General features: G+C 61.8%; 19 protein-coding genes and 2 pseudogenes. 11 read left to right on the forward strand and 10 right to left on the reverse strand.

Annotation, left to right across the window (positions count from 1 at the left end; all coding sequences use genetic code 11):
• Positions 1 to 12: 12 nt before the first annotated feature.
• The 6 genes from ACZ2G3_RS18460 to ACZ2G3_RS18485 all read left to right on the forward strand — a co-directional run bounded on the left by ACZ2G3_RS18460 (position 13) and on the right by ACZ2G3_RS18485 (position 3,266).
• Entirely contained in the window at positions 13 to 729 is a 717-nt protein-coding gene (locus ACZ2G3_RS18460) for a Bax inhibitor-1/YccA family protein (protein WP_470399760.1), read from the forward strand.
• Positions 730 to 750: 21 nt separating this feature from the next.
• Positions 751 to 1,317 carry a DUF2076 domain-containing protein gene (locus ACZ2G3_RS18465; RefSeq protein WP_470399762.1) on the forward strand — a complete coding sequence of 189 codons (567 nt, stop codon included), beginning with the start codon at positions 751 to 753 and terminating at the stop codon, positions 1,315 to 1,317.
• A 75-nt stretch (positions 1,318 to 1,392) separates the two neighbouring features.
• Positions 1,393 to 2,016: an exopolysaccharide biosynthesis protein gene (locus ACZ2G3_RS18470; protein ID WP_470399764.1), complete on the forward strand. Its 624-nt coding sequence runs from the start codon at positions 1,393 to 1,395 to the stop codon at positions 2,014 to 2,016.
• 80 nt (positions 2,017 to 2,096) lie between these two features.
• A complete protein-coding gene (locus ACZ2G3_RS18475) occupies positions 2,097 to 2,660 on the forward strand; it encodes a YqhA family protein (RefSeq protein ID WP_470399765.1) in 564 nt (187 codons plus the stop codon).
• 28 nt (positions 2,661 to 2,688) lie between these two features.
• Entirely contained in the window at positions 2,689 to 2,910 is a 222-nt protein-coding gene (locus ACZ2G3_RS18480) for a CBS domain-containing protein (protein ID WP_470399767.1), read from the forward strand.
• A gap of 2 nt (positions 2,911 to 2,912) precedes the next feature.
• Positions 2,913 to 3,266 (forward strand): hypothetical protein, encoded by a 354-nt coding sequence (locus ACZ2G3_RS18485; RefSeq protein WP_470399769.1) that lies wholly within the window; start codon positions 2,913 to 2,915, stop codon positions 3,264 to 3,266.
• A gap of 367 nt (positions 3,267 to 3,633) precedes the next feature.
• Here the strand turns inward: ACZ2G3_RS18485 and ACZ2G3_RS18490 are convergent, their stop codons facing one another.
• Positions 3,634 to 4,671: a DUF21 domain-containing protein gene (locus ACZ2G3_RS18490; protein WP_470399770.1), complete on the reverse strand. Its 1,038-nt coding sequence runs from the start codon at positions 4,669 to 4,671 to the stop codon at positions 3,634 to 3,636.
• Between the two features lie 221 nt (positions 4,672 to 4,892).
• Here ACZ2G3_RS18490 and ACZ2G3_RS18495 point away from each other — a divergent pair, with 221 nt between their 5' ends.
• Positions 4,893 to 5,186 (forward strand): hypothetical protein, encoded by a 294-nt coding sequence (locus ACZ2G3_RS18495; RefSeq protein ID WP_470399771.1) that lies wholly within the window; start codon positions 4,893 to 4,895, stop codon positions 5,184 to 5,186.
• Between the two features lie 209 nt (positions 5,187 to 5,395).
• Here the strand turns inward: ACZ2G3_RS18495 and ACZ2G3_RS18500 are convergent.
• From ACZ2G3_RS18500 to ACZ2G3_RS18510, 3 genes are all read right to left on the reverse strand, one after another.
• Positions 5,396 to 6,153 (reverse strand): IS5 family transposase gene (locus tag ACZ2G3_RS18500; protein ID WP_470395968.1). Its coding sequence is split into 2 segments (ribosomal slippage): positions 5,396 to 5,832 and positions 5,832 to 6,153, totalling 759 coding nucleotides; the frame shifts between segments, so codons are not numbered across the junction.
• A 47-nt stretch (positions 6,154 to 6,200) separates the two neighbouring features.
• Positions 6,201 to 6,581 carry an AI-2E family transporter gene (locus ACZ2G3_RS18505; protein WP_470399772.1) on the reverse strand — a complete coding sequence of 127 codons (381 nt, stop codon included), beginning with the start codon at positions 6,579 to 6,581 and terminating at the stop codon, positions 6,201 to 6,203.
• Entirely contained in the window at positions 6,578 to 8,056 is a 1,479-nt protein-coding gene (locus ACZ2G3_RS18510; RefSeq protein ID WP_470399774.1) for a phospholipase D-like domain-containing protein, read from the reverse strand. The genes ACZ2G3_RS18505 and ACZ2G3_RS18510 overlap by 4 nt, the downstream gene beginning before the upstream one ends.
• A 290-nt stretch (positions 8,057 to 8,346) precedes the next feature.
• Here ACZ2G3_RS18510 and ACZ2G3_RS18515 point away from each other — a divergent pair, with 290 nt between their 5' ends.
• Positions 8,347 to 8,715, forward strand: coding sequence for an ElaB/YgaM/YqjD family protein (locus tag ACZ2G3_RS18515; RefSeq protein WP_470399776.1), 369 nt, complete (start codon positions 8,347 to 8,349; stop codon positions 8,713 to 8,715).
• Positions 8,716 to 9,174: 459 nt separating this feature from the next.
• Here ACZ2G3_RS18515 and ACZ2G3_RS18520 read toward each other — a convergent pair whose 3' ends face one another.
• From ACZ2G3_RS18520 to ACZ2G3_RS18535, 4 genes are all read right to left on the reverse strand, one after another.
• Entirely contained in the window at positions 9,175 to 9,597 is a 423-nt protein-coding gene (locus ACZ2G3_RS18520) for an acyl-CoA thioesterase (protein ID WP_470399778.1), read from the reverse strand.
• Positions 9,598 to 9,683: 86 nt separating this feature from the next.
• On the reverse strand, positions 9,684 to 10,031 hold the full coding sequence (locus ACZ2G3_RS18525) for a hypothetical protein (RefSeq protein ID WP_470399779.1): 348 nt from the start codon (positions 10,029 to 10,031) through the stop codon (positions 9,684 to 9,686).
• Positions 10,032 to 10,303: 272 nt separating this feature from the next.
• Positions 10,304 to 12,493: an SF1B family DNA helicase RecD2 gene (gene recD2 / locus ACZ2G3_RS18530; RefSeq protein WP_470399781.1), complete on the reverse strand. Its 2,190-nt coding sequence runs from the start codon at positions 12,491 to 12,493 to the stop codon at positions 10,304 to 10,306.
• 23 nt (positions 12,494 to 12,516) lie between these two features.
• Positions 12,517 to 12,960 carry a DUF2934 domain-containing protein gene (locus ACZ2G3_RS18535; RefSeq protein ID WP_470399783.1) on the reverse strand — a complete coding sequence of 148 codons (444 nt, stop codon included), beginning with the start codon at positions 12,958 to 12,960 and terminating at the stop codon, positions 12,517 to 12,519.
• Between the two features lie 286 nt (positions 12,961 to 13,246).
• Here ACZ2G3_RS18535 and ACZ2G3_RS18540 point away from each other — a divergent pair, with 286 nt between their 5' ends.
• Complete coding sequence (locus ACZ2G3_RS18540; protein ID WP_470399785.1) at positions 13,247 to 13,675, forward strand: PACE efflux transporter; 429 nt, start codon at positions 13,247 to 13,249, stop codon at positions 13,673 to 13,675.
• A gap of 25 nt (positions 13,676 to 13,700) precedes the next feature.
• A pseudogene (locus tag ACZ2G3_RS18545) lies at positions 13,701 to 13,880 on the forward strand (hypothetical protein); the annotation flags it as partial.
• A 36-nt stretch (positions 13,881 to 13,916) separates the two neighbouring features.
• Here the strand turns inward: ACZ2G3_RS18545 and ACZ2G3_RS18550 are convergent.
• Positions 13,917 to 14,090 (reverse strand): annotated as a pseudogene (locus ACZ2G3_RS18550) (integrase core domain-containing protein); the annotation flags it as partial.
• 139 nt (positions 14,091 to 14,229) lie between these two features.
• Here ACZ2G3_RS18550 and ACZ2G3_RS18555 point away from each other — a divergent pair.
• On the forward strand, positions 14,230 to 15,732 hold the full coding sequence (locus ACZ2G3_RS18555) for an amidase (RefSeq protein WP_470399787.1): 1,503 nt from the start codon (positions 14,230 to 14,232) through the stop codon (positions 15,730 to 15,732).
• 382 nt (positions 15,733 to 16,114) lie between these two features.
• Here the strand turns inward: ACZ2G3_RS18555 and ACZ2G3_RS18560 are convergent, their stop codons facing one another.
• Positions 16,115 to 17,863 carry a Pycsar system effector family protein gene (locus tag ACZ2G3_RS18560; RefSeq protein WP_470399788.1) on the reverse strand — a complete coding sequence of 583 codons (1,749 nt, stop codon included), beginning with the start codon at positions 17,861 to 17,863 and terminating at the stop codon, positions 16,115 to 16,117.
• Between the last annotated feature and the right edge of the window lie 140 nt (positions 17,864 to 18,003).

Here is an 18,003-nt window from a genome sequence, read left to right on the forward strand (position 1 = left end):
GCGGAGATGACCATGCAACCCATCCGCCAAGCCGGCCGCAGCGCCGGTTTCGCTCCTGCCCTTGCCTATGACGACGGCCTGCGCGCGCACATGCTGCGCATCTACAACTACATGGGCCTCGGCCTTCTGGTCACCGGCTTCGTTGCGGTTCTGGTGGCCTCGGTCCCGGCGATCTACGTGCCCATCTTCAGCTCACCCCTGCGGTGGGTCGTGATGCTGGCGCCACTGGCCTTCGTGATGTTCCTGTCTTTCCGGATCGAGAGCGTGTCAGGGGCCACGGCGCAGACCCTGTTCTGGGCCTTCTGCGCGGTGATGGGACTGTCCCTGGCCTCGATCTTCCTTGTCTTCACCGGCACCTCGATTGCGCGGGCGTTCTTCGGCGCGGCGGCCATGTTCGCCGGGATGAGCCTTTACGGCTATACCACCAAGCGCGACCTGTCGAAGTTCGGCAGCTTACTGATCATGGGCCTGATCGGCGTGATCATCGCAAGCATCATCAACATCTTTCTGGGCTCTTCGGCCCTGCAATTCGCCATCTCGATCATCGGCATCGTGGTCTTCGTCGGCCTGACGGCCTGGGACACGCAGTCGATCAAGCTCGCCTATAGCGAACACCACGACGCCGAGACGCAGCAGAAGCTGGCGGTGATGGGCGCGCTGTCGCTCTACCTGAACTTCATCAACATGTTTCAGCTGCTGCTGAGCCTGACCGGCCAGCGCGAAGAATAAGACCCTTAGGAGATCCAGCTCATGGACCAGAACGACCGCCGCGCCATCGAGGACCTGTTCGGCAAGCTCGGACAGGCGGCCCAAGTCCAACCCCATAGGGACCCTGAAGCCGAGGCGCTGATCGGCAGCCTCATCGCCCGCAATCCCGGGGCGGCCTACTACCTGGCGCAGACCGTCATCATGCAGGAGCAAGCGCTGGCCGCAGCCGAGGACCGGATGCAGCAGCTTGAGGCGCAGAGCCAGAGCGGGGGCGGCTTCCTTGGCCGGCTCTTTGGTGGCAGCCAGCCGCAACCGCTTTTCGCGCCGCGCGCTGCAGACCGGCCGGTCCATACGGGCCAACAGCAGCACCAGCATTCAACGCAACCGGGCGCAGGCCCGTGGAGCAGCGGCCGGCTAGGTGGCGGCGGCTTTATGGCCGGAGCGGCACAGACTGCGATGGGCGTGGCCGGCGGTGTGCTTCTCGGCAATGCCATCGGCGGGATGTTTGCCGGCTCGGCCGAGGCGTCCGAGCCTGCGCCGGATGCTGGCATGGAGGACGAGGCCGCGTTCGACGATGCCGGCTTCGACGACGGCGGCTTCGAGGAATGAACTCCCGCGGCGCTCGTGCCAGTGAGCGCCGCTACTCTCTCAGCAGCCGGCGGTCCGTGCGACCAGGAACCCTGAATGATCCCCTACTTATCTTCGCCAGTTGTCCGGCGGCCGACATTCAGTGAAGTCCTGACGCGGCTTGCATCGGACTGGGATCAGCCGCGCATCTCCGTGGCCGAGCTCATCTCTGCATTGGGCGACCGCGGGCTGGTTGGCCTGCTGCTGATCCTCGCTCTTGGCAACGTCATTCCCAACCCGCCGGGCACTTCGGCGGTGCTCGGCCTGCCGATGCTCTATCTGTCTTGGCAGATGATGCGTGGCGCCATGCCCTGGCTGCCGCAGTTTCTGGCGGCGCGCTCCTTCGACATCGAGCACTTCCGGGCTATTGTGTCGCGTGCCATGCCCTATTTGAACCGGGTCGAGCGGCTGCTGCGCCCGCGCCTGCCCGCGTTCAGCCGCCCTCCTGCCATGAGGATCCTTGGGTCGGTTTGCCTGCTGCTCTCGGTCGTGCTGGTGCTGCCGATACCCCTTGGCAACCTGCTGCCGGGACTCGCTGTGGCGATCATCACGCTCGGCGCCTTGGAGCGCGACGGGCTGTGGATCGCTGGCGGCGTCATCTTCGGCATCGCTGCAACTGTGTTTCTCGCAAGCGCTGTCATCGTCGTGGCGCAGGCCCTGCTGAACCTTCTCGAGCTCTAAACTGACCTTTCTTCGGAAAACAGACATGGCACGACTGATTGAGCGCGGCCTCTTTGTCAGGCCGCTGGATGATGGCCCCGATGGATCTGGCGCTGGTGCTCTTGGTCCGGATCTTCCTCATGGAGCTGGTGCGCTTCGTGCTGGTCGTGCCCGCGATGACGGTCAACGACGCGATCCTGTCCGTGCTGGCCCTGATCGACCTCAGCTTAGCTGCAAACCTGCTGCTGATCGTGATGTTCTCGGGCTACGAGAACTTCGTCAGCCGCATGGACCTGACCGATCACGAAGATCGCCTCGTCTGGCAAGGCGAGGTCGATTCCTCGGGGCTGAAGCTGAAGCTGGTGGCCGCGATCGTCGCCACTTCGGGCATCCACCTGCTGAAGGTCTTTATGGATGTGGGGCAGCATACGCCCGATCAAATCCGCTGGATGGTCATCATCCACCTAGTGTTCGTGAGCTCGGGCGTGCTCCTTGCCGCGATGGACCGGACGGCAAACCACGCAAAATCACCGGAATATCGCAGGATACCCTCCTGCTTGCCGAAGGCGCCAATTCCTTCTGGGTGGGCCCGCAGGCGCCTGCGGCCGATGTCCGGGTGGCAGGGCGCCGTGGGCCACAGGCATCCTGATGGCAGGCTCAGGTAGTGCGCTGTCCGTGGTGCATGTGCGGGACATGTTGACACTGGCAGATAATCAGCCTGTGGATGGAGTGGACCGAGCGGCCCATGTCTTTTCGCTGAGCACGCCGGTCTACGAGGCTCTTGGCCGGATGCGGTCCGCCAGCGTGCAGCTGGCCGTGGTCATGGATGGAGAGAAGATGCTGGGCGTGATTTCGCTCTCGGACGTCATCAGGCGCGTCCTGCCGAACCGCGTGTTGCTCGCCGCAGGAGAATAAAGATGGATGAGACCCGCCATGCAGAGGATCATGTACGCGGCCCCCACATGCTGCCCATGCGCAAGCTGAAATCCCTCTGGCGGGGTGAGTTGCCCTTGGCTGAGGCATTCTGGACCTGGGCCGTGACGATCGGCCTTGCGGTGAACATGTCGGCGATTATCCTGCTTCTCACGCTGATCACCCTCGACGTGCCGGAGAGGTTCTTTCTGGCATGTACTGCCCTGTCACTGCCCTACAACATCGTTGCGGTCGTCGGTGTCTGGCGCGCTGCCGATCACTATCCTGGGCCAGGCAGTTACGCCGACCTCGCGCGTGCGGCCAGCTTTACGCTGCTGGCGCTGCTGAGCCTTTTTTGAAAGCTGCATATCAGCATGGAGCGCGGGCGGCAGTGGTCTCTACCGCGGTACCTTGCAGTCTTCGTCCAAAACCACCTGAATAGACGCTTGCCGCTGTTCGGGCGCAAAAATCAACTCTGGCGCGGCTCTCGCTGCGCCAGCAGCACCTGAGGCAATAAGGCCGATTTATATAGCATAAACGATTTTTGACGCTCGAAACTGCACGATTTCTGCTCTCAGCTGCCATTGATAATCTTTGCTCAAACGAAGCTAAAATTTTGCCTCACCGACCTTATACTTGTTATGAATAAGCGCCGCCTGGCACAGCGCGCGCCGCCACGCGGCCGGCGATTTTCAATGCATCCCTGTTTATTGCCATCCCTGCTTTCTACGGCTGAAGTGCGGCCGCGGGGGGTGGTCCAGCATGGTCGGCCATTCCGCTCAGGAGGCATTTCAGAACGTCGGACCCTGTTACGACGCGCTTTGACTGCTCGGACCACAGGAGGATCACGGTTTCATCATGTCCGGCCTTGTCCCGTCGACCGGCCAGAGCGGCAAGCGCATTGTCTAGCGTAGCCTCGGGTTTCGGCACGATCACCGGGACATGACAGTAATTCGCGGGAGAGATGTCCTGCCCGACAAGCAGCAGATCCCTGAGAAGCGAATGGGCGTTCAGCAAGAGTTTGGGCTTCCGATCCTCGGACACCAGAACAAGCCACTTTTTATCCGATGCCCCCAATTGACGGACAAAACTGTCCTCTGCCTTCGGCTGAAAATCCGGGAATACCGGCTGGCCATCCTTGAAGGGCAGCGTGACAATGCTGTCTGGATCAAGTTCAGAACCCTGATGGGTCAGAACAAGGTCATCAAGCGCCAGAAAGTTCGTGGCCCCGATTGCCTCGACCCTTCCGACCTCACTTTCGTCATTGGCTGCATGGTAGCGCAGGATGTTATGCAGTTCCCGCTCGCGGAACCAAGGCACCGTTTCGGTCCCCACCCAGGCATCCAGCAACAGCGCGGTCGGCTTCGCCAAGGGCCAGAGCAGGATCCGATAAAAGCGCAGGATCGGGGCAAGGAGAGAAACCGCTTTCAAGGCATTGCGGGAGAAATAGGCCTGCGGTGCAATCTCTCCGATCGCGGTGATGACGACGGTCGAAAACAGAAACGCCACGACACCCGCGAGGACGGAGTCGGCCAGCATCGTCAGCAGGACATTGATCGAGACATTGCCAATCAGAATGGTGACCAGCGTAAAATTTGCATCGCGTCGCAGCTCAAGCGCCGCTGATGCACTTTTGTCGCCGGCAGCGGCAGCCGCTTCCAGGCGGAGACGACTGAGACTGAACACGGCGATATTCGACCCGGAGAAGATCGCCGATTGCGAGATGCAGAAGATGATCCCGAGCCAGATGAAGACGTCATTCATGGGGGGCTCCTGTCCTGCCAGTCCAAGAGTGGCCTGCCCGGAGTTTTCCGACAAGGCGATTGGGGCAAAATATCCCTGTCAGATCATTCGCAGGGCAACCGTCAAACAACGCCGGTCTATCACAGAGGCAGCAGGGACTTTACCTTAGGGGTTCGCGTTCGCATGCCGGTGCAGGACATCGCTTTCATGCACCGACCAACACTTGGCCAGCGAGGTGGCTGATGGCTATCAACCCATTCCGGTTCCGGCCGGAGACCCCGGACAAGGCACCCGAGCCGGAAGCCGAGACGCTCGACGGCGATACGGGTGACTGGGCCGACAACTGGTTGTCCAATTTCATGGCTTGGGCCAGCCGTGTGTTCCTGCCGTCCTGGTGCGATACTCCGGATCACTGGACCTCGCGCTTCATGGAGTACTTCCACACGTCCTGCCCCTGCTGCCTGTTCTTCAGGGGCATCTCGGTTGGGTTGGCGTTCGGTCTGGGTGTTGGACTGACAGCAGGCGCGTTATTCTGAGTTGACGGTGTCGGCTGCGGACGCGGAGACACGGAGACACGGAGACACGGAGACACGGAACATACCGCATAGGCCGTCCGAACATTTATCCACAGTTTTTGGGGGTAGATCTGGGGATTGAGCGGAGTTTCTGTGAATTCTCAATGCGCTGCCAGCAGCACCGCCGGGACCGCTGCGATGATCGTCCTAGGCTCAGGACTCGTTCTTGATCACAGCCAAAATAGGACGGTTGCGGCCAATGCTATTGCGGAGAGGTATGTCTCCGGGCACCTGTCGTAACGCGTGGCGACACGTCTCCAGTCTTTCAGCCGCCCGAACATGATCTCGATGCGATTGCGCCTTCTGTAGCGGCGCTTGTCGTATTTCACGGTTTTCTTGCGCAACTTCCGGCTAGGGATACAAGCTTTTATCCCTCTGTCCTGCAACGCTTTTCGCAGCCAGTCAGCATCATAGCCTCGGTCCGCCAAGAACCAATCAGCCTGCGGCAGGCCGTCCAGAAGCGCCGCTGCGCCGGTGTAGTCGCTGACCTGTCCTGCCGACATGAAGAACCGGATAGGTCTGCCTTTCGCATCGGTGACGGCGTGCAGCTTGGTGTTCATGCCGCCTTTCGTTCGACCAATCTGGCGACTGCGCCCCCCTTTTTGGCCCGCAGGCTGCAAGCCGTGCGATGCGCCTTCAGATAGGTTGCATCGATCATGATTGTCTTCGGATCGGTGCTCTCGGCGGCCAGGCCGACCATGATCCGGGCGAAGACCCCGTTGTCACTCCAGCGCTTCCAGCGATTATAAAGCGTCTTGGCAGGTCCATATTCACTCGGCGCATCGCACCATCTCAAACCATTGCGATTGATGAAGATAATGCCGCTCAGCACCCGCAGATCGTCAACTCGGGGACGGCCATGGCTCTTGGGGAAGTAGGGGCGAAGGCGCGCCATCTGCGCCTCGGTCAGCCAGAACAGGTTGCTCATCGATCAGGTCTCCTTGCGGCGGCCTGAATCACGCAAAGGGCGTAAAATCAATGGGTCTGGAGCCTAATGTTCGGAGTGAAGGCCAGCAGTGTGGCGATCAGGCCCAGAATGGGCGCGAGAGGCACGCCGATCAGCCACAGGCCCAGCCAGGTCAGCACACCGACGATGGTCATCGCCATTAGTTGCGCGACCAGCCAGTTGCCCAGGGTGGCGGCGGCCTTATCCAGGATCGAAACACCGTCAGCCCGCCATGACGGGGCTAGCAGGGCCAGCAGCCCCTTACATTGGGTCTGCGGGCCAAGGTGACATGAAGGCTGATAAACAGCATGATGCTGACATTGCCTAAGGCTCCGACTGTAGCCGAAATCAGCCAATGTGAGTTCTGCCGCATTTTTCCTGTTTTCCGGGGAAACCCGAAGGCGGATCACTTGCCCCGGCCCTCGGGGATGAGCCCGGAAAGCATGCGCCGCGCGGTCCGCCACCGGCTGGCCGGGCGTTCGGGATCAAGAAGTGCATTCTCCTCGAAGAGCGCCCGTTCAGCGTCTGAGATCTCTGGTGCTTGGAAGGGAACCAGGGATCGCTCGGCCGAACGCAATTCCTCGATCGCGTTGACCAACGAGCCCTTCCAACGCTCCAGGCTGGCCTCCAGGACATCCTGGGCCACGCCCAGATGCTCGGCCACCAGATCGTTCCGCAAGCTCAGGATCGAGCTGCGGATGGCGTGATCCTTGGACGGGTCCGGCGAGGCCTCCAGCGCCAGGTCGCATTCGGTGTCGAACCCCATCGAGCGATTGTTGAGGTTCGACGAGCCGATCTTGAGGAGGCGGTCATCGACCACCATGACCTTGGCATGGACATAGATGGGCCGCCCCTTGGCCGTCACGGGGGTGTAGAGCCGGAACCGCCCATGGCGGTCGGCCGCTGCAATTCTTTCCAGCAGCATCGCCCGCGACGCCCCCATCACCTCCTCCTCCAGCCAGCCTTGGGCGGCTTCCGGATTGACCACCACGATTTCCGGGCTGTCCGGCTCCGAAAGGCGTTCGGCCATTGCATCGGCGATGGTCGGGGATGCGAAGTACTGGCTTTCGATATAGAGGGTGCGGCGAGCCGAGCGGATGGCCTCGATATACAACGCCTCGATCTCGTGGACGCCCGGGCGCCCGTCATACTCAGGCGCGGTCCGGGCTATGGCCACATCCACATCCCGGAACAGGGGCGTCAGCCCGTCGGGCCAGACTTCTGTCGGCGCGGGCGGGGTCAACGTCTCTCCCGTCGCACGTCGCCAGCGTTCGCGGGCCAGTTCGCCCAAGGCCTTGGCGGCAGGGCCGTCAACGGCTGTCGAGACGTCGTGCCAGGGAGGATAGTGCCGCTTGGTGGTCGGCCGGACCCGAAGCGGGTGCTTGTCCAGATGCTCGCGGGTGTCCCACCGGTCGCCAGTCATGTCGATACCGCCGCAGAATGCCAGGGCGTCGTCGATGACGACGATCTTCTGGTGATGTGCCGACCCGGCGGGATGGGCCGCGTCCAGCTTGAAGTGGATCCGGTCGTCCGTCATCCAGTCCAGAATTGCCAGCGGCGTCGTGCCCCGTCCGAGGGCGTTGATGGCGCCGAGGTTCCAGCGCAGTACGTGGATCTGCAGGCCCGGCTGCTTCTCAATGGCCCAATCCAGCAGCTTGCCGAGCGTGTTTGGAACGCCGGCGTCGTCATCGGGTCGGTCCAGGGCAATGCGGGTGTCGAAATCCCACCCGATCAGCACGACGCTGTGGCGTGCCTTCTGGATGGCGTCGCGTACCGTTGCGAAATAGTCCGCAGCATCGATGATCACGGCCACCCGGCCAGCGCGCGCGATGGCCCAGCATGTCTCGCCTGCCCGCAGCACCCGGTCCCGTGTCTGTTTAGTCATGTCTGCTCCTGCGGGGTGGGGCGTTGGGACGCTCTCTGGCCGGTGTCTTGGGGCCGATGGAGCATTCAAGACTAGCGATAGATGTAGCAACCCGCAAATCTGCCCTGCCGCAACGGGTTGAGGCTCCTGTCCTCGACGTTTCGGTAAAGTCAGGCGAAGAGCGCCCGCACGACCATCCTGCCGGTACAATCGGCGACGGCCACCGGGAACAACTGGCGCAGGCTTGGAACGACTGGCCTACAGATTTGTTAAATCAACGACAGCGACTTGGAAATCAGGAAGAAACTGGAATGGCACAGAACAGTTCAGAGACGGGCATGGAGCCGAAGCCAGGCAACCTTGAGGCTACGAAGGATGCTGCACGCGAGGAAGCCAGCCGGCTGGCACGCGAAACAAAAAAACTTGCCCGCGATGCGTCAGAGCGTGGTCAGGAACTGGTTGAGGATGTTCTGGAGACCGGACGGGACTATGCAACGCGTGCCCGCTCTGAGGCGGAACGAGTGTACGAAGTCGGCCAGAAGCGTGCTGAGGAAGCGGCCTTTTATGCAGAGCTGGGCTACGAGGAAGCCGCAGACATGATCCGGCGTCATCCAGTCCAAGCCATGGGTCTCGCGGTCGGTATCGGTGTGCTGATCGGACTGCTGATCACGCGACGCTGAGGCTGCATCAAACGCCTTATGGTGAGAGATTTTCCACGTTGATACAGTGTCTTTTCACATGATCATAAACCAAACTCCCAGCACGTGAGAACGTGCCGGGAGGTTATATCATCCAGACAAATAATGCTCTAGGCGAGCCCAAAGCATAGCTTGAGGCGGACTCCCATGAACGGGGAGTATTCGCGTCATCGCGACGCACGGACCCCTTGCGATCATCTTTCACCCCGACTTCCGTATGCCGGATAGTCTCGGAGATGGTCCGGCTGTGGATGGCGCTGACCTTCTTCAGGCCGATCTCTCCGACCACCCAGGCCTCCTGGGCGACCACGGTTTCATCGGCGTACTTATCCGGGTCAATTGTTCGGTCCTAGAACTTCGCGCTGAAGACGGTAAGCAGTAGCTATGACATCGGGCGCGTCTTGTAAGGTCAGGAGCATTTCTGACCTTATCGCTTCGCCCCTATTCCCTATCCTCCGGCAGAAATGCACGGGCTATCGTGTCCGAAATCCGGCGCGGTCGCCGGGTTGCCGCATCAACGCAGCACCACGAACTGCGGACCTCGGCGATCAGCTCATCTCCGCGTTGGAAGAAAGTCATGAAAGAAGCCCGTGCTCCGCGCGTTCCGGTCGCGGTCACGAGAGCCTCCACCTCGTCATCGAGAAAGAGCGGCAGCCGATAAGTAATCTCGTGCTTGAGAGCGACCCAGAGAAGCTCTGCCTGTGCTTCGGCGGGTGAACGATGACGCCAATAGTGGACCACGGCCTCCTGCACCCAGTGAAGATAGGCGGCGTTGTTGACATGGCCCATGTCGTCGATTTCCTGTGGAGTGATCGTGATAGGGTAATGGAACGTAGGTATGGAAGATGACTTGTTGCTTTTCATCTCATGCCTCTCTTGATGCGGCGCACAAAACTGAGGACTGGGTTATGCCACACATCCCGGCGGCGCTCCGCAGCGCCCGTGACAGTTCAGAAAGGTGCCAGCTTCACCGTGAGCCCCATTGCATTCTGAAAGCGCTCCAACAACGCCGCTTTTTCTGGATCTCCTTCGGCTTCCGTTCTCAGACGCCGGGCTATCGTCTGATTAAGTGCATCCGCCCGAGCGACAAGCTGATCGATCTCGGCGATTAAGGCCTGCGCTTCCGCCAACTCGCCTGGAGCGAAAAGCCCGGCATCCTCGTCCAGAATCCTGCGCTCCTGAAAGGCCGCCCGTTTCAGTTCGTTCATCATCCGCATCCTGGCGGCTTGTGGAGAAGAGCGCTCTCCTGTCGCCATGGGCGAAAAAGCCTCAAACTCCGGTTCTTTGTCAGCGGTCACACGGCTTTCCCTTCGGTAACATGGGGATCAAGAACGTAGCAGATGGCGTGACACCTGCAACCAAAGGGGAAACGCCTCCTGACAGGGTTCCCAAGGCTCAAGTGTCTGAGGTTGCCAAGCCATTGCCGTTCGTGAGGAAACGAAACTGGCCATCGCAGCAGCTTTGGACGTGCCCTCCATCTTGTGTGCGATAGATGGTTGGAAGCGGGCCTTTGCGCCTGCGACAGGCCCGAACAACTACCAGACCTGCTGAACGACGCACCGCGAGTTGGTCAGCTTGACCTTGCGGCGGCCAGCCACTCGTCGAGCTTCGACCAGCGGCGGCGCCCCGAGATGTTCCTGACAGCGATTGCCACGGCCTTCTTCTGGCCCATCAGTACGACCAGCTTCCGACCGCGGGTGACGCCGGTGTAGATGAGGTTGCGCTGCAGCATGGCGTAATGCTGGGTCATCATCGGGATGACCACGGCAGGGTACTCGGAGCCCTGGCTCTTGTGGATGGTGGCGGCGTAAGCCGGCACCAGCGTATCAAGTTCACCTAAGGCGAAGGCGACCGTGCGGCCGTCGAAGTTGACCGCCACCTCACCCTCGTCTGCATCGACATCCTCGATCATGCCGATATCGCCGTTGTAGACCTCCTTGTCGTAGTCGTTCTCGATCTGCATGACCTTGTCTCCAGGTGCAAAGGCCCAGCCAAACCGCTCCACCTTCTTGTCGCCGGGCGGGTTCAGGGCCGCCTGCAGCTCGATGTTGAGAGACCGGGCACCGACGCCGCCCCTGTTCATCGGGCAAAGGACCTGAATGTCCTTGATCGGATCGAAGCCGAAGCGGCGGGGGATGCGCTTGCTGACCAGCTCCACGATGCGCGCCACGGCTTGTTCCGGGTCTGCTGCTGGCACAAAATAAAAGTCTGCCGCCTCGTCCGGGGGCCCAAGGTCCGGCAGGCGCCCCGCGTTGATGGCATGCGCCGTGGTGATGATCTTGCTTTGCGCCGCCTGGCGAAACACCTCGGTCAGCCGGACCACTGGCACAGCGTCCGAGCCGATAATGTCCGCCAGCACCTGGCCGGGACCGACGGATGGCAGCTGGTCGATGTCGCCCACGATCAGCAGCGCCGACGTGGTTGGCACGGCCTTGATCAGCGACTGCATCAGGAGCACGTCGACCATCGAACTCTCGTCGACCACCAGCAGATCGCAGTCCAGCGGGTTCTCGTCATTGCGCTTGAAGCCGAAGGCTTTCGGGTCGAACTCCAGCAGCCGGTGGATGGTCCTGGCTTCCATGTCTGTCGCCTCGGACATCCGCTTGGCCGCCCGGCCGGTAGGGGCACAGAGCAGGAGCTTGACGTCCTTGGCCGCCAGGATCCGGAGGATGGAGTTCACGATGGTGGTCTTGCCGACGCCGGGGCCGCCGGTGATCACCGTGACCTTGGACCTGAGCGCGAGGCGGACGGCGTCGGCCTGACTGGAAGCTAGCTTCAGGCCGGTCTTCCTCTCGATCCAGGGGAGTGCCTTGTCGGCGTCGATGTCCGGCCAGGGGGGATCACCCGTCCGGATCTGCAAGAGCCGCTCGGCGATCGCGCGCTCGGCCTGGTGAAGCCCTGTCAGGAAGATGCAGTCGGCATCCCCCACCCGGTCCGCCGTGATCGTGCCTTCGGCAAGCTCCTCCTGCATGGCGCGAACAATCATCTCGGCCGGCACTTCGAGGAGCTTTTCCGCAAGCCCAATCAGCTCCGTCCGTGGCAGGCAGCAATGGCCATCACCCATGGCCTCGGCCAGAGCAAAGGACACTCCCGCCCGCAGGCGGATCATGGCAGTCTTCTCGATCCCGAGCTTCTCGGCAATCATGTCGGCCGTGCGAAAGCCAATGCCGCGGATGTCCTTGGCCAGGCGATACGGGTTCTCGCTCATCACCTGCACAGAGTCAGTCCCGTAGGTCTTGAAGATCCGCACCGCCCGCGCCGTTCCCACCCCGTGCTGGTGCAGGAAGACCATGATCTCGCGGATCACCTTCTGGTCTGACCAGCCGGCGGTGATCTTGGCGGCACGGACGGGGCCGATCCCCTCGACCTCGCGCAGACGCTCCGGCGTCGCCTCGATGATGTCGAAGACATCGGTGCCGAAGCACTTCACCAGCCGCCGCGCATAGACCGGCCCGATCCCCCGGATCATCCCGGAGCCCAGGTACTTCTCGATCCCCTCGACGGTGGAGGGCGCATGCGTCTTCAGAAACTGCGCCTTGAACTGCAGGCCGTGGGTTCGGTCGTTGATCCAGGTTCCGGACGCGGTGACCCATTCCCCGGCCGAGATCATTGCGGCATGGCCTACGAGCGTCACAAGGTCCCGATGCCCGCGCGCTTTGACCCGCAGGACGCAAAAGCCATTCTCGGCGTTGTGGAACGTGACCCGCTCCACCAGGCCGGCAAGCACGTCCGTCGGGCTGTCAGCGGCCTGCGGCGTCATGAGCGGCGCAACCTTCAGCCATCTTACTCAGCGGTGTCGGAGCCTTCAGGTGTCACCTTCGGCTTGCGACCCCGCCGCGCCTTTGGCGCCTCGCCCTCTCCGCCATCGGCACCCGGGGCGTTGCGGCCTCTCGTGCCCTCCTCTTCTGTCACGGCTTTTGGTTTGCGTCCCTTGGCCGCCCGTGGTGCATCCGCCGCTCCTTCGGCTGTCGTATCAGCCGCGGCCTTGGGAAGGCGGCCCCGCCTGGCCTTCGGCGCTTCCGCGGCCTCTTTCCCAGCTGCTTTGGGCTTGCGACCCTGGCGGGCGCCGACCGCCCCGGCCGGGGCGGAAGACTGGGCCTCCTCCTCTGCGGCAATCTCCTTCTCGGCCTGCGACCAGTGCTGGGCATCCTGACCCCCTGGACGCCCCGCCCGCTCCCACAGAGCGTGTGCCCGGTCCCGGACCCTTCGCGTGCGTTCGTCATTCATGATGAGTCTCCTTGTGCCATAGCGGGCTTTTGATATCTGTCAGCGCGGCAAGCAGGAGTTGGCACCGGCTGAACATTCAGGATTCACCGTGGCAGAGTTAGAAAATGCTGCCAATGGCTTCTCTGGCCTGACCACGCGCCGGCATCATTCGGCTGTGCTGCGTGGTGTCGGGGGCTCACCTTGAAACATGGAAGCCGTGGCCGCATTACTTACGCAAGCGAGGACGACCTCGCCCGGCCAGACGGTCAGCACGCGGGACGGCCCGAGAACCATTCGGAGCCTTCTTATGCGCAGCACTGCAGATCGAGTTCGCCAAGCCGTCAGTTTCGAGATCATTGGCCTTTTGATCGTCACCCCGCTCTTCTCATGGGCATTCGGCCACCCGATTGGCGATATGGGGGTGCTGGTCCTGCTTGGCGCCACGGCAGCCACGATCTGGAACTACATTTTCAATCTTGTTTTTGACCACGTTCTGAACTGGCGGCGCGGCGATACCCGCAAGACGATGCCACTTCGGGTCGTTCATGCCGTGCTCTTCGAGGCAACTCTTCTGGTGCTCCTCCTGCCGCTCTTCACCTGGTGGCTGAAGGAAGCGCTGTGGACGGTCCTGCTGATGGAGTTGTCGTTCGCGACCTTCTACATGGGCTATGCCTTTGTCTTCACCTGGGGATACGATAGTCTGTTCCCGCCCCAAGGAAGGGAAAGGACGGTCTGATGGTGGGTTCGTCTGCCCCTTAAAAATGGTCCTCCCTGACGTATGGCTTAGGAGCCATTTAGAGGATGCTGGAACGCCCCAGAAGAGACACGAGCCGAAAGAGATCGTCGCGAAGCTTCGGCAGGTCGCCGTGCTGATATCGCAAGGCTAGTCTGTGGCCGAGGCGGCGCGGTTGATGGGCGTAACGCAGTTCACCTACTACCGCTAGCGCAAGGAGTTCGGCGGGCTGAAGAGCGACCAGGTAAAGCGGCTCGCCGTTCAACAGCTCATCGCAGACCTTCGAATCGAAGCTCTCGCAGTAACCGTCGTCAGGAAAACCGTCCCGCAGACTGTTTCCTGATCCTACTCGATACCAAGGACTGGCCGGTTCGATGAACAGCGTCTTTGTTACTACCGCATCAATCCAGTCCCGAACGGCCCCAGCCGCGCTTGCTTCCTAGCCCAACGTTCCTATCAACCGGCAGGTTAAGAGGGGCAGCAGCCGAGCACGACCAAGGGCCCGCAGAAATCTGCGCTATGTCACAGTCTGCGTATGCCTTTACGATCCAATGGCTATGTCCGACGATGCCCTTCCGCCGACAAAGGACATGTTCACGATGACCCCTGATGAATATGCAGACCACGACGCAGTTGCCCTTGGCGCCCGTATCGCGCGGCGCGAGGTTTCGGTGGCGGAGGTGGTGGACGTAGCCATCTACAGCATCGAGCAGCTCAATCCGCGGCTGAACGCCGTTGTGGCGAACCGGTTTGACGCGGCGCGGGCCGAAGCGCGAGCAATGGACGGGACACGGCGGCAGGACACAGGGCCACTCTGGGGCGTGCCGTTCCTGCTCAAGGACGTGAACCTCTACTCGCAGGAGCCCACTCGGTTTGCCTCTCGCTTCTTTGCAGACGCTGGTCCGAAAGGAGAAAGCACAATGGTCCGGCGCTGGCGCGCGGGCGGGCTCGTGATCCTCGGCACCACCAATACGCCCGAGTTCGCGGCCGACTTCACGACCGAGCCCGCCGCCTATGGGCCTTGCCGAAATCCCTGGAATGCGAATGTCACTGTCGGTGGTTCGAGCGGCGGGGCGGGAGCGGCAGTGGCGGCGGGAATGGTACCGCTGGCGCATAGCACCGACCTCGGTGGCTCTATCCGCATACCTGCTGCCTGCTGCGGTGTCTTCGGCTTCAAGCCCTCGGCCGGACTTAATCCGCTCGGCCCCTTCTGCGAAGAGATTGCAGGAGGGCTCGACGCTGATCACGTTCTGACGCGCACGGTGCGAGACAGCGCCGCGACGCTGGATCTGACGGCCGGCCCCGACGCAGGCACCCGGATTGGGCTGCGGCCGCCCAGGAACGGCTTTCTGAGGGCTCTCGACGAGCCTCTGGAGTCGCTGCGGATTGGTGTGACTGTGGCTGATGCGCAGGGCCGCCGCTCCGGGAGTGCGCAGGTCGCTGCGGTGGAGCAGGTAATGGAACTCCTTCAAGAGAGGGGGCATCAGGTGGTGCCCTATGCCAACCCGATCGAAGCACAGGCAGGACCGTGGTTCGACGCTCTTTGGACGGTGGATGTGCTCCACCTTGTGCGTGAGCGCGCCGAGGAACTGGGGCGTGAACCGCAAGACGACGAGCTGGAGCCTTCCACCTGGGCGATCCTGCGCCTGGCCGAGCATCTGACCGCGCTGGACCATCTGCGGGCGCGTCTTGCCATGGTTGCCGCAGGCCAAGCCATCGGGCGCTCGATGGAGGGCTTGGACCTCGTACTGTCGCCGGCGCTGCACGAGGACCCGCCGCCGCTCGGGACGTTGACCTTCGAGGCGAACGGCAGCGACCTCGGCCGCTGGACGGGACGGGGCTACGGTTTTGCTCCATTCGCCACGCCCGCCAATCTTGCGGGACAGCCGGCGGCGTCATGCCCCGTAACGGTCAGCGAGCAAGGTCTTCCGGTGGGGGTGCAGATTGCCGGGAAGCCCGGCAACGACGCCCTCGTCCTGCGCGTGGCGCAGGAGATCGAGCAGGCGGCGGACTGGCATCATTTCTGTTCTCGCCCGAGGTCGATCTGTGCAGCGAACTGACCCAGGCTGGCTGAACGGGAAGTTCAGGGGCTTTACCTTGTTGAGTCTGGTGCGATCTCCGCAGCATGCCCGCCGGCACGTCGCCCCGGTAGCCGCGGACGGCCTTGGTCGAAACGTCGATGCAGCGCCTACCTCCCCCATCCCGGACGAAGGGCCTGCGTGCGCGCAGGCCCTTCGTTTACGCTAGGAAATAGGCAGCAAAAAACCGCCAAGGCGGGGCTGCTGGTCACTCGGAACGCGGTTCAACACGCTGCGGCGCAGAAGGTTCCGTGAAGGTCAACTTGCCGATCCCGCCCTCTCTCCGTCCGGCCCGGAACATCCGTTACGGGCAGGAAGGCAGGATCAGGGTTGAGTGAGGGGGCCGGCGCGAGGGCAGACTGCCTTAGTCTGTCAGCTGACCGTAATCCAGCATCATGTAGCGAGCAGGCTCGTTCTTCTTCTCGCTGCCCTCGTCGCTCATGATCAGCAGGCGCGGGACACCGTCGATCAGGATCGAATCGATCGACTCGACATTGTTGAGGTTGATGATATCCGGGAGGGCGATCGGTTCAGGCTGGGTGGCGGGATCGCCGTTCCAGCGCCATAGCTGCGAAAACCGGTTGCCCTCGTAGCCCTCCAGCTCGTTCACGATAAGGAAAGCGTCCAGGACTGGATCATAGCTGAGTGCACGAATGCCGCCGCCCTGCAACTCCAGCAGGATAGGGGCGCCGAAGCGGGGCGCCGCCTGCGCCCCAAACATCTCGGTCGGGTTCTCTATGACGACGATAATGCCGCGGGAGCCGGCCATCGGGGCGCGCAGACCCACATAAAGATGTCCAAACTGGCGGACATAGGCCAGCCCCTCGATGTTAAGCTGTGTCATGTCCAGATGCGTATTACTATCCTGCAGCACAGCCTCGCGGAGGCCTGTATCGCCCGCGATAGCGTCGCGCAGGCCGCCAAAGGCCGAGATCTCGCCCACGCTGGTTCCTTGGATGCGAAAGCGCAGCATCTGCTCACGGTCGATCTTGCGCTCGCCGTCCTTGTTCAGCGAATGCGAGGTCGTGGCATAGATATAGCCCGCGTTGTCAATGGACAGCCCTTCCAGGTCGGTCAGCTTGCGTCCAAAGGCGCGCATTATCCGCACGTCCAGGGAGTTGTCCTCGACGAGCATGCCTGTCTCGTCGATGGTCAGCAGGTTCAGCGCGCGAGATGCCTCGTCCTCGACCACCAGCAGGCGGCCGTCCGGCAGTTGCTGGACAGCTGAAGGCTCATAGATATCATCGAAAGTGCCGATGCCCAGGTTGCGCAGCCGCAGGTTGGGATCAGCAGCGGGGGCAAACATGCCGACAGATAGCTTGAGTGTCAGGAAGGACAGCATCGTGGCCAGCAACCCCCACCGGAACACTGTATAGGACAGGTTCAGAAGACGGAATTTGCGGTCCGCGACCTGTCCCAGCCAGTAGAGCTGGTCGCTCATGCTGAAATAGATACGCTCACGATTGCGCATCAGGCTTTGCATCTCGGCCCAGTAGTCTTCGCGCGTCAGACGCACGCGCTGCTCATAGATCAGCACGTTCCCCGGCCCGTCATTGCCGCTTCGATGCTGAGCGCGTGCCATGAAGTCGCGCAGGTCGCGCAGCCGTGCCTGGCGGTGACGAACCGCGATGGCCCAATCTTTGAGGCCTGCAAACAGGTCTCCTCGCTCAGGAGAGGCGGACAGAAGCGCGAAAACAATCGAGGTGGCAGCGGTGATCAGGAAGACCCCCGCGGGAAAAAGAAAGGCCGGCGAGGAGGCAAAGATGAAGGCCCCTGAAATCATCAGCGCCGAAATGATGAACCCATTCAGCGAGATCATGATGTTGGCCTTCATCGCGGCCAAGGCTATGGTATCCAGCTCCGCCCGGTAACTGTTGCGAAACATGGTTTCGACAGCTTTTTCACTGCCCGGAGGCTTCTGTTTCTTGGCGGGTCGCTCCTCGGTCGCAGCATTCTCATTCTCATTCTCATCGACATCGGGAAGGGCCTGCAGACCTTCGCCCTGTTCGGCATCTGTGTCCGTACTGTCATTTACAGGTTGAGATGAAGTCGTGGGTATGGCGGCGTCCTGATCGGAAGACGGCTGCGATTTGGGCTTTTTCGGCTTGGCCACATCTGCCCCCAATGGCTATTCCCCCACATCGGCGGGCAGGTCAGGAATTCTTCATGTAAAGTCAGATGTGGGGCAAGTTTATTCCGCAAGCAAATGTCGTCTTCTGCTGAGCCAACTGTCGTCCCGCAGCACGGCAGGTC

It is taken from the genome of Paracoccus sp. KKT209 (assembly GCF_055635455.1).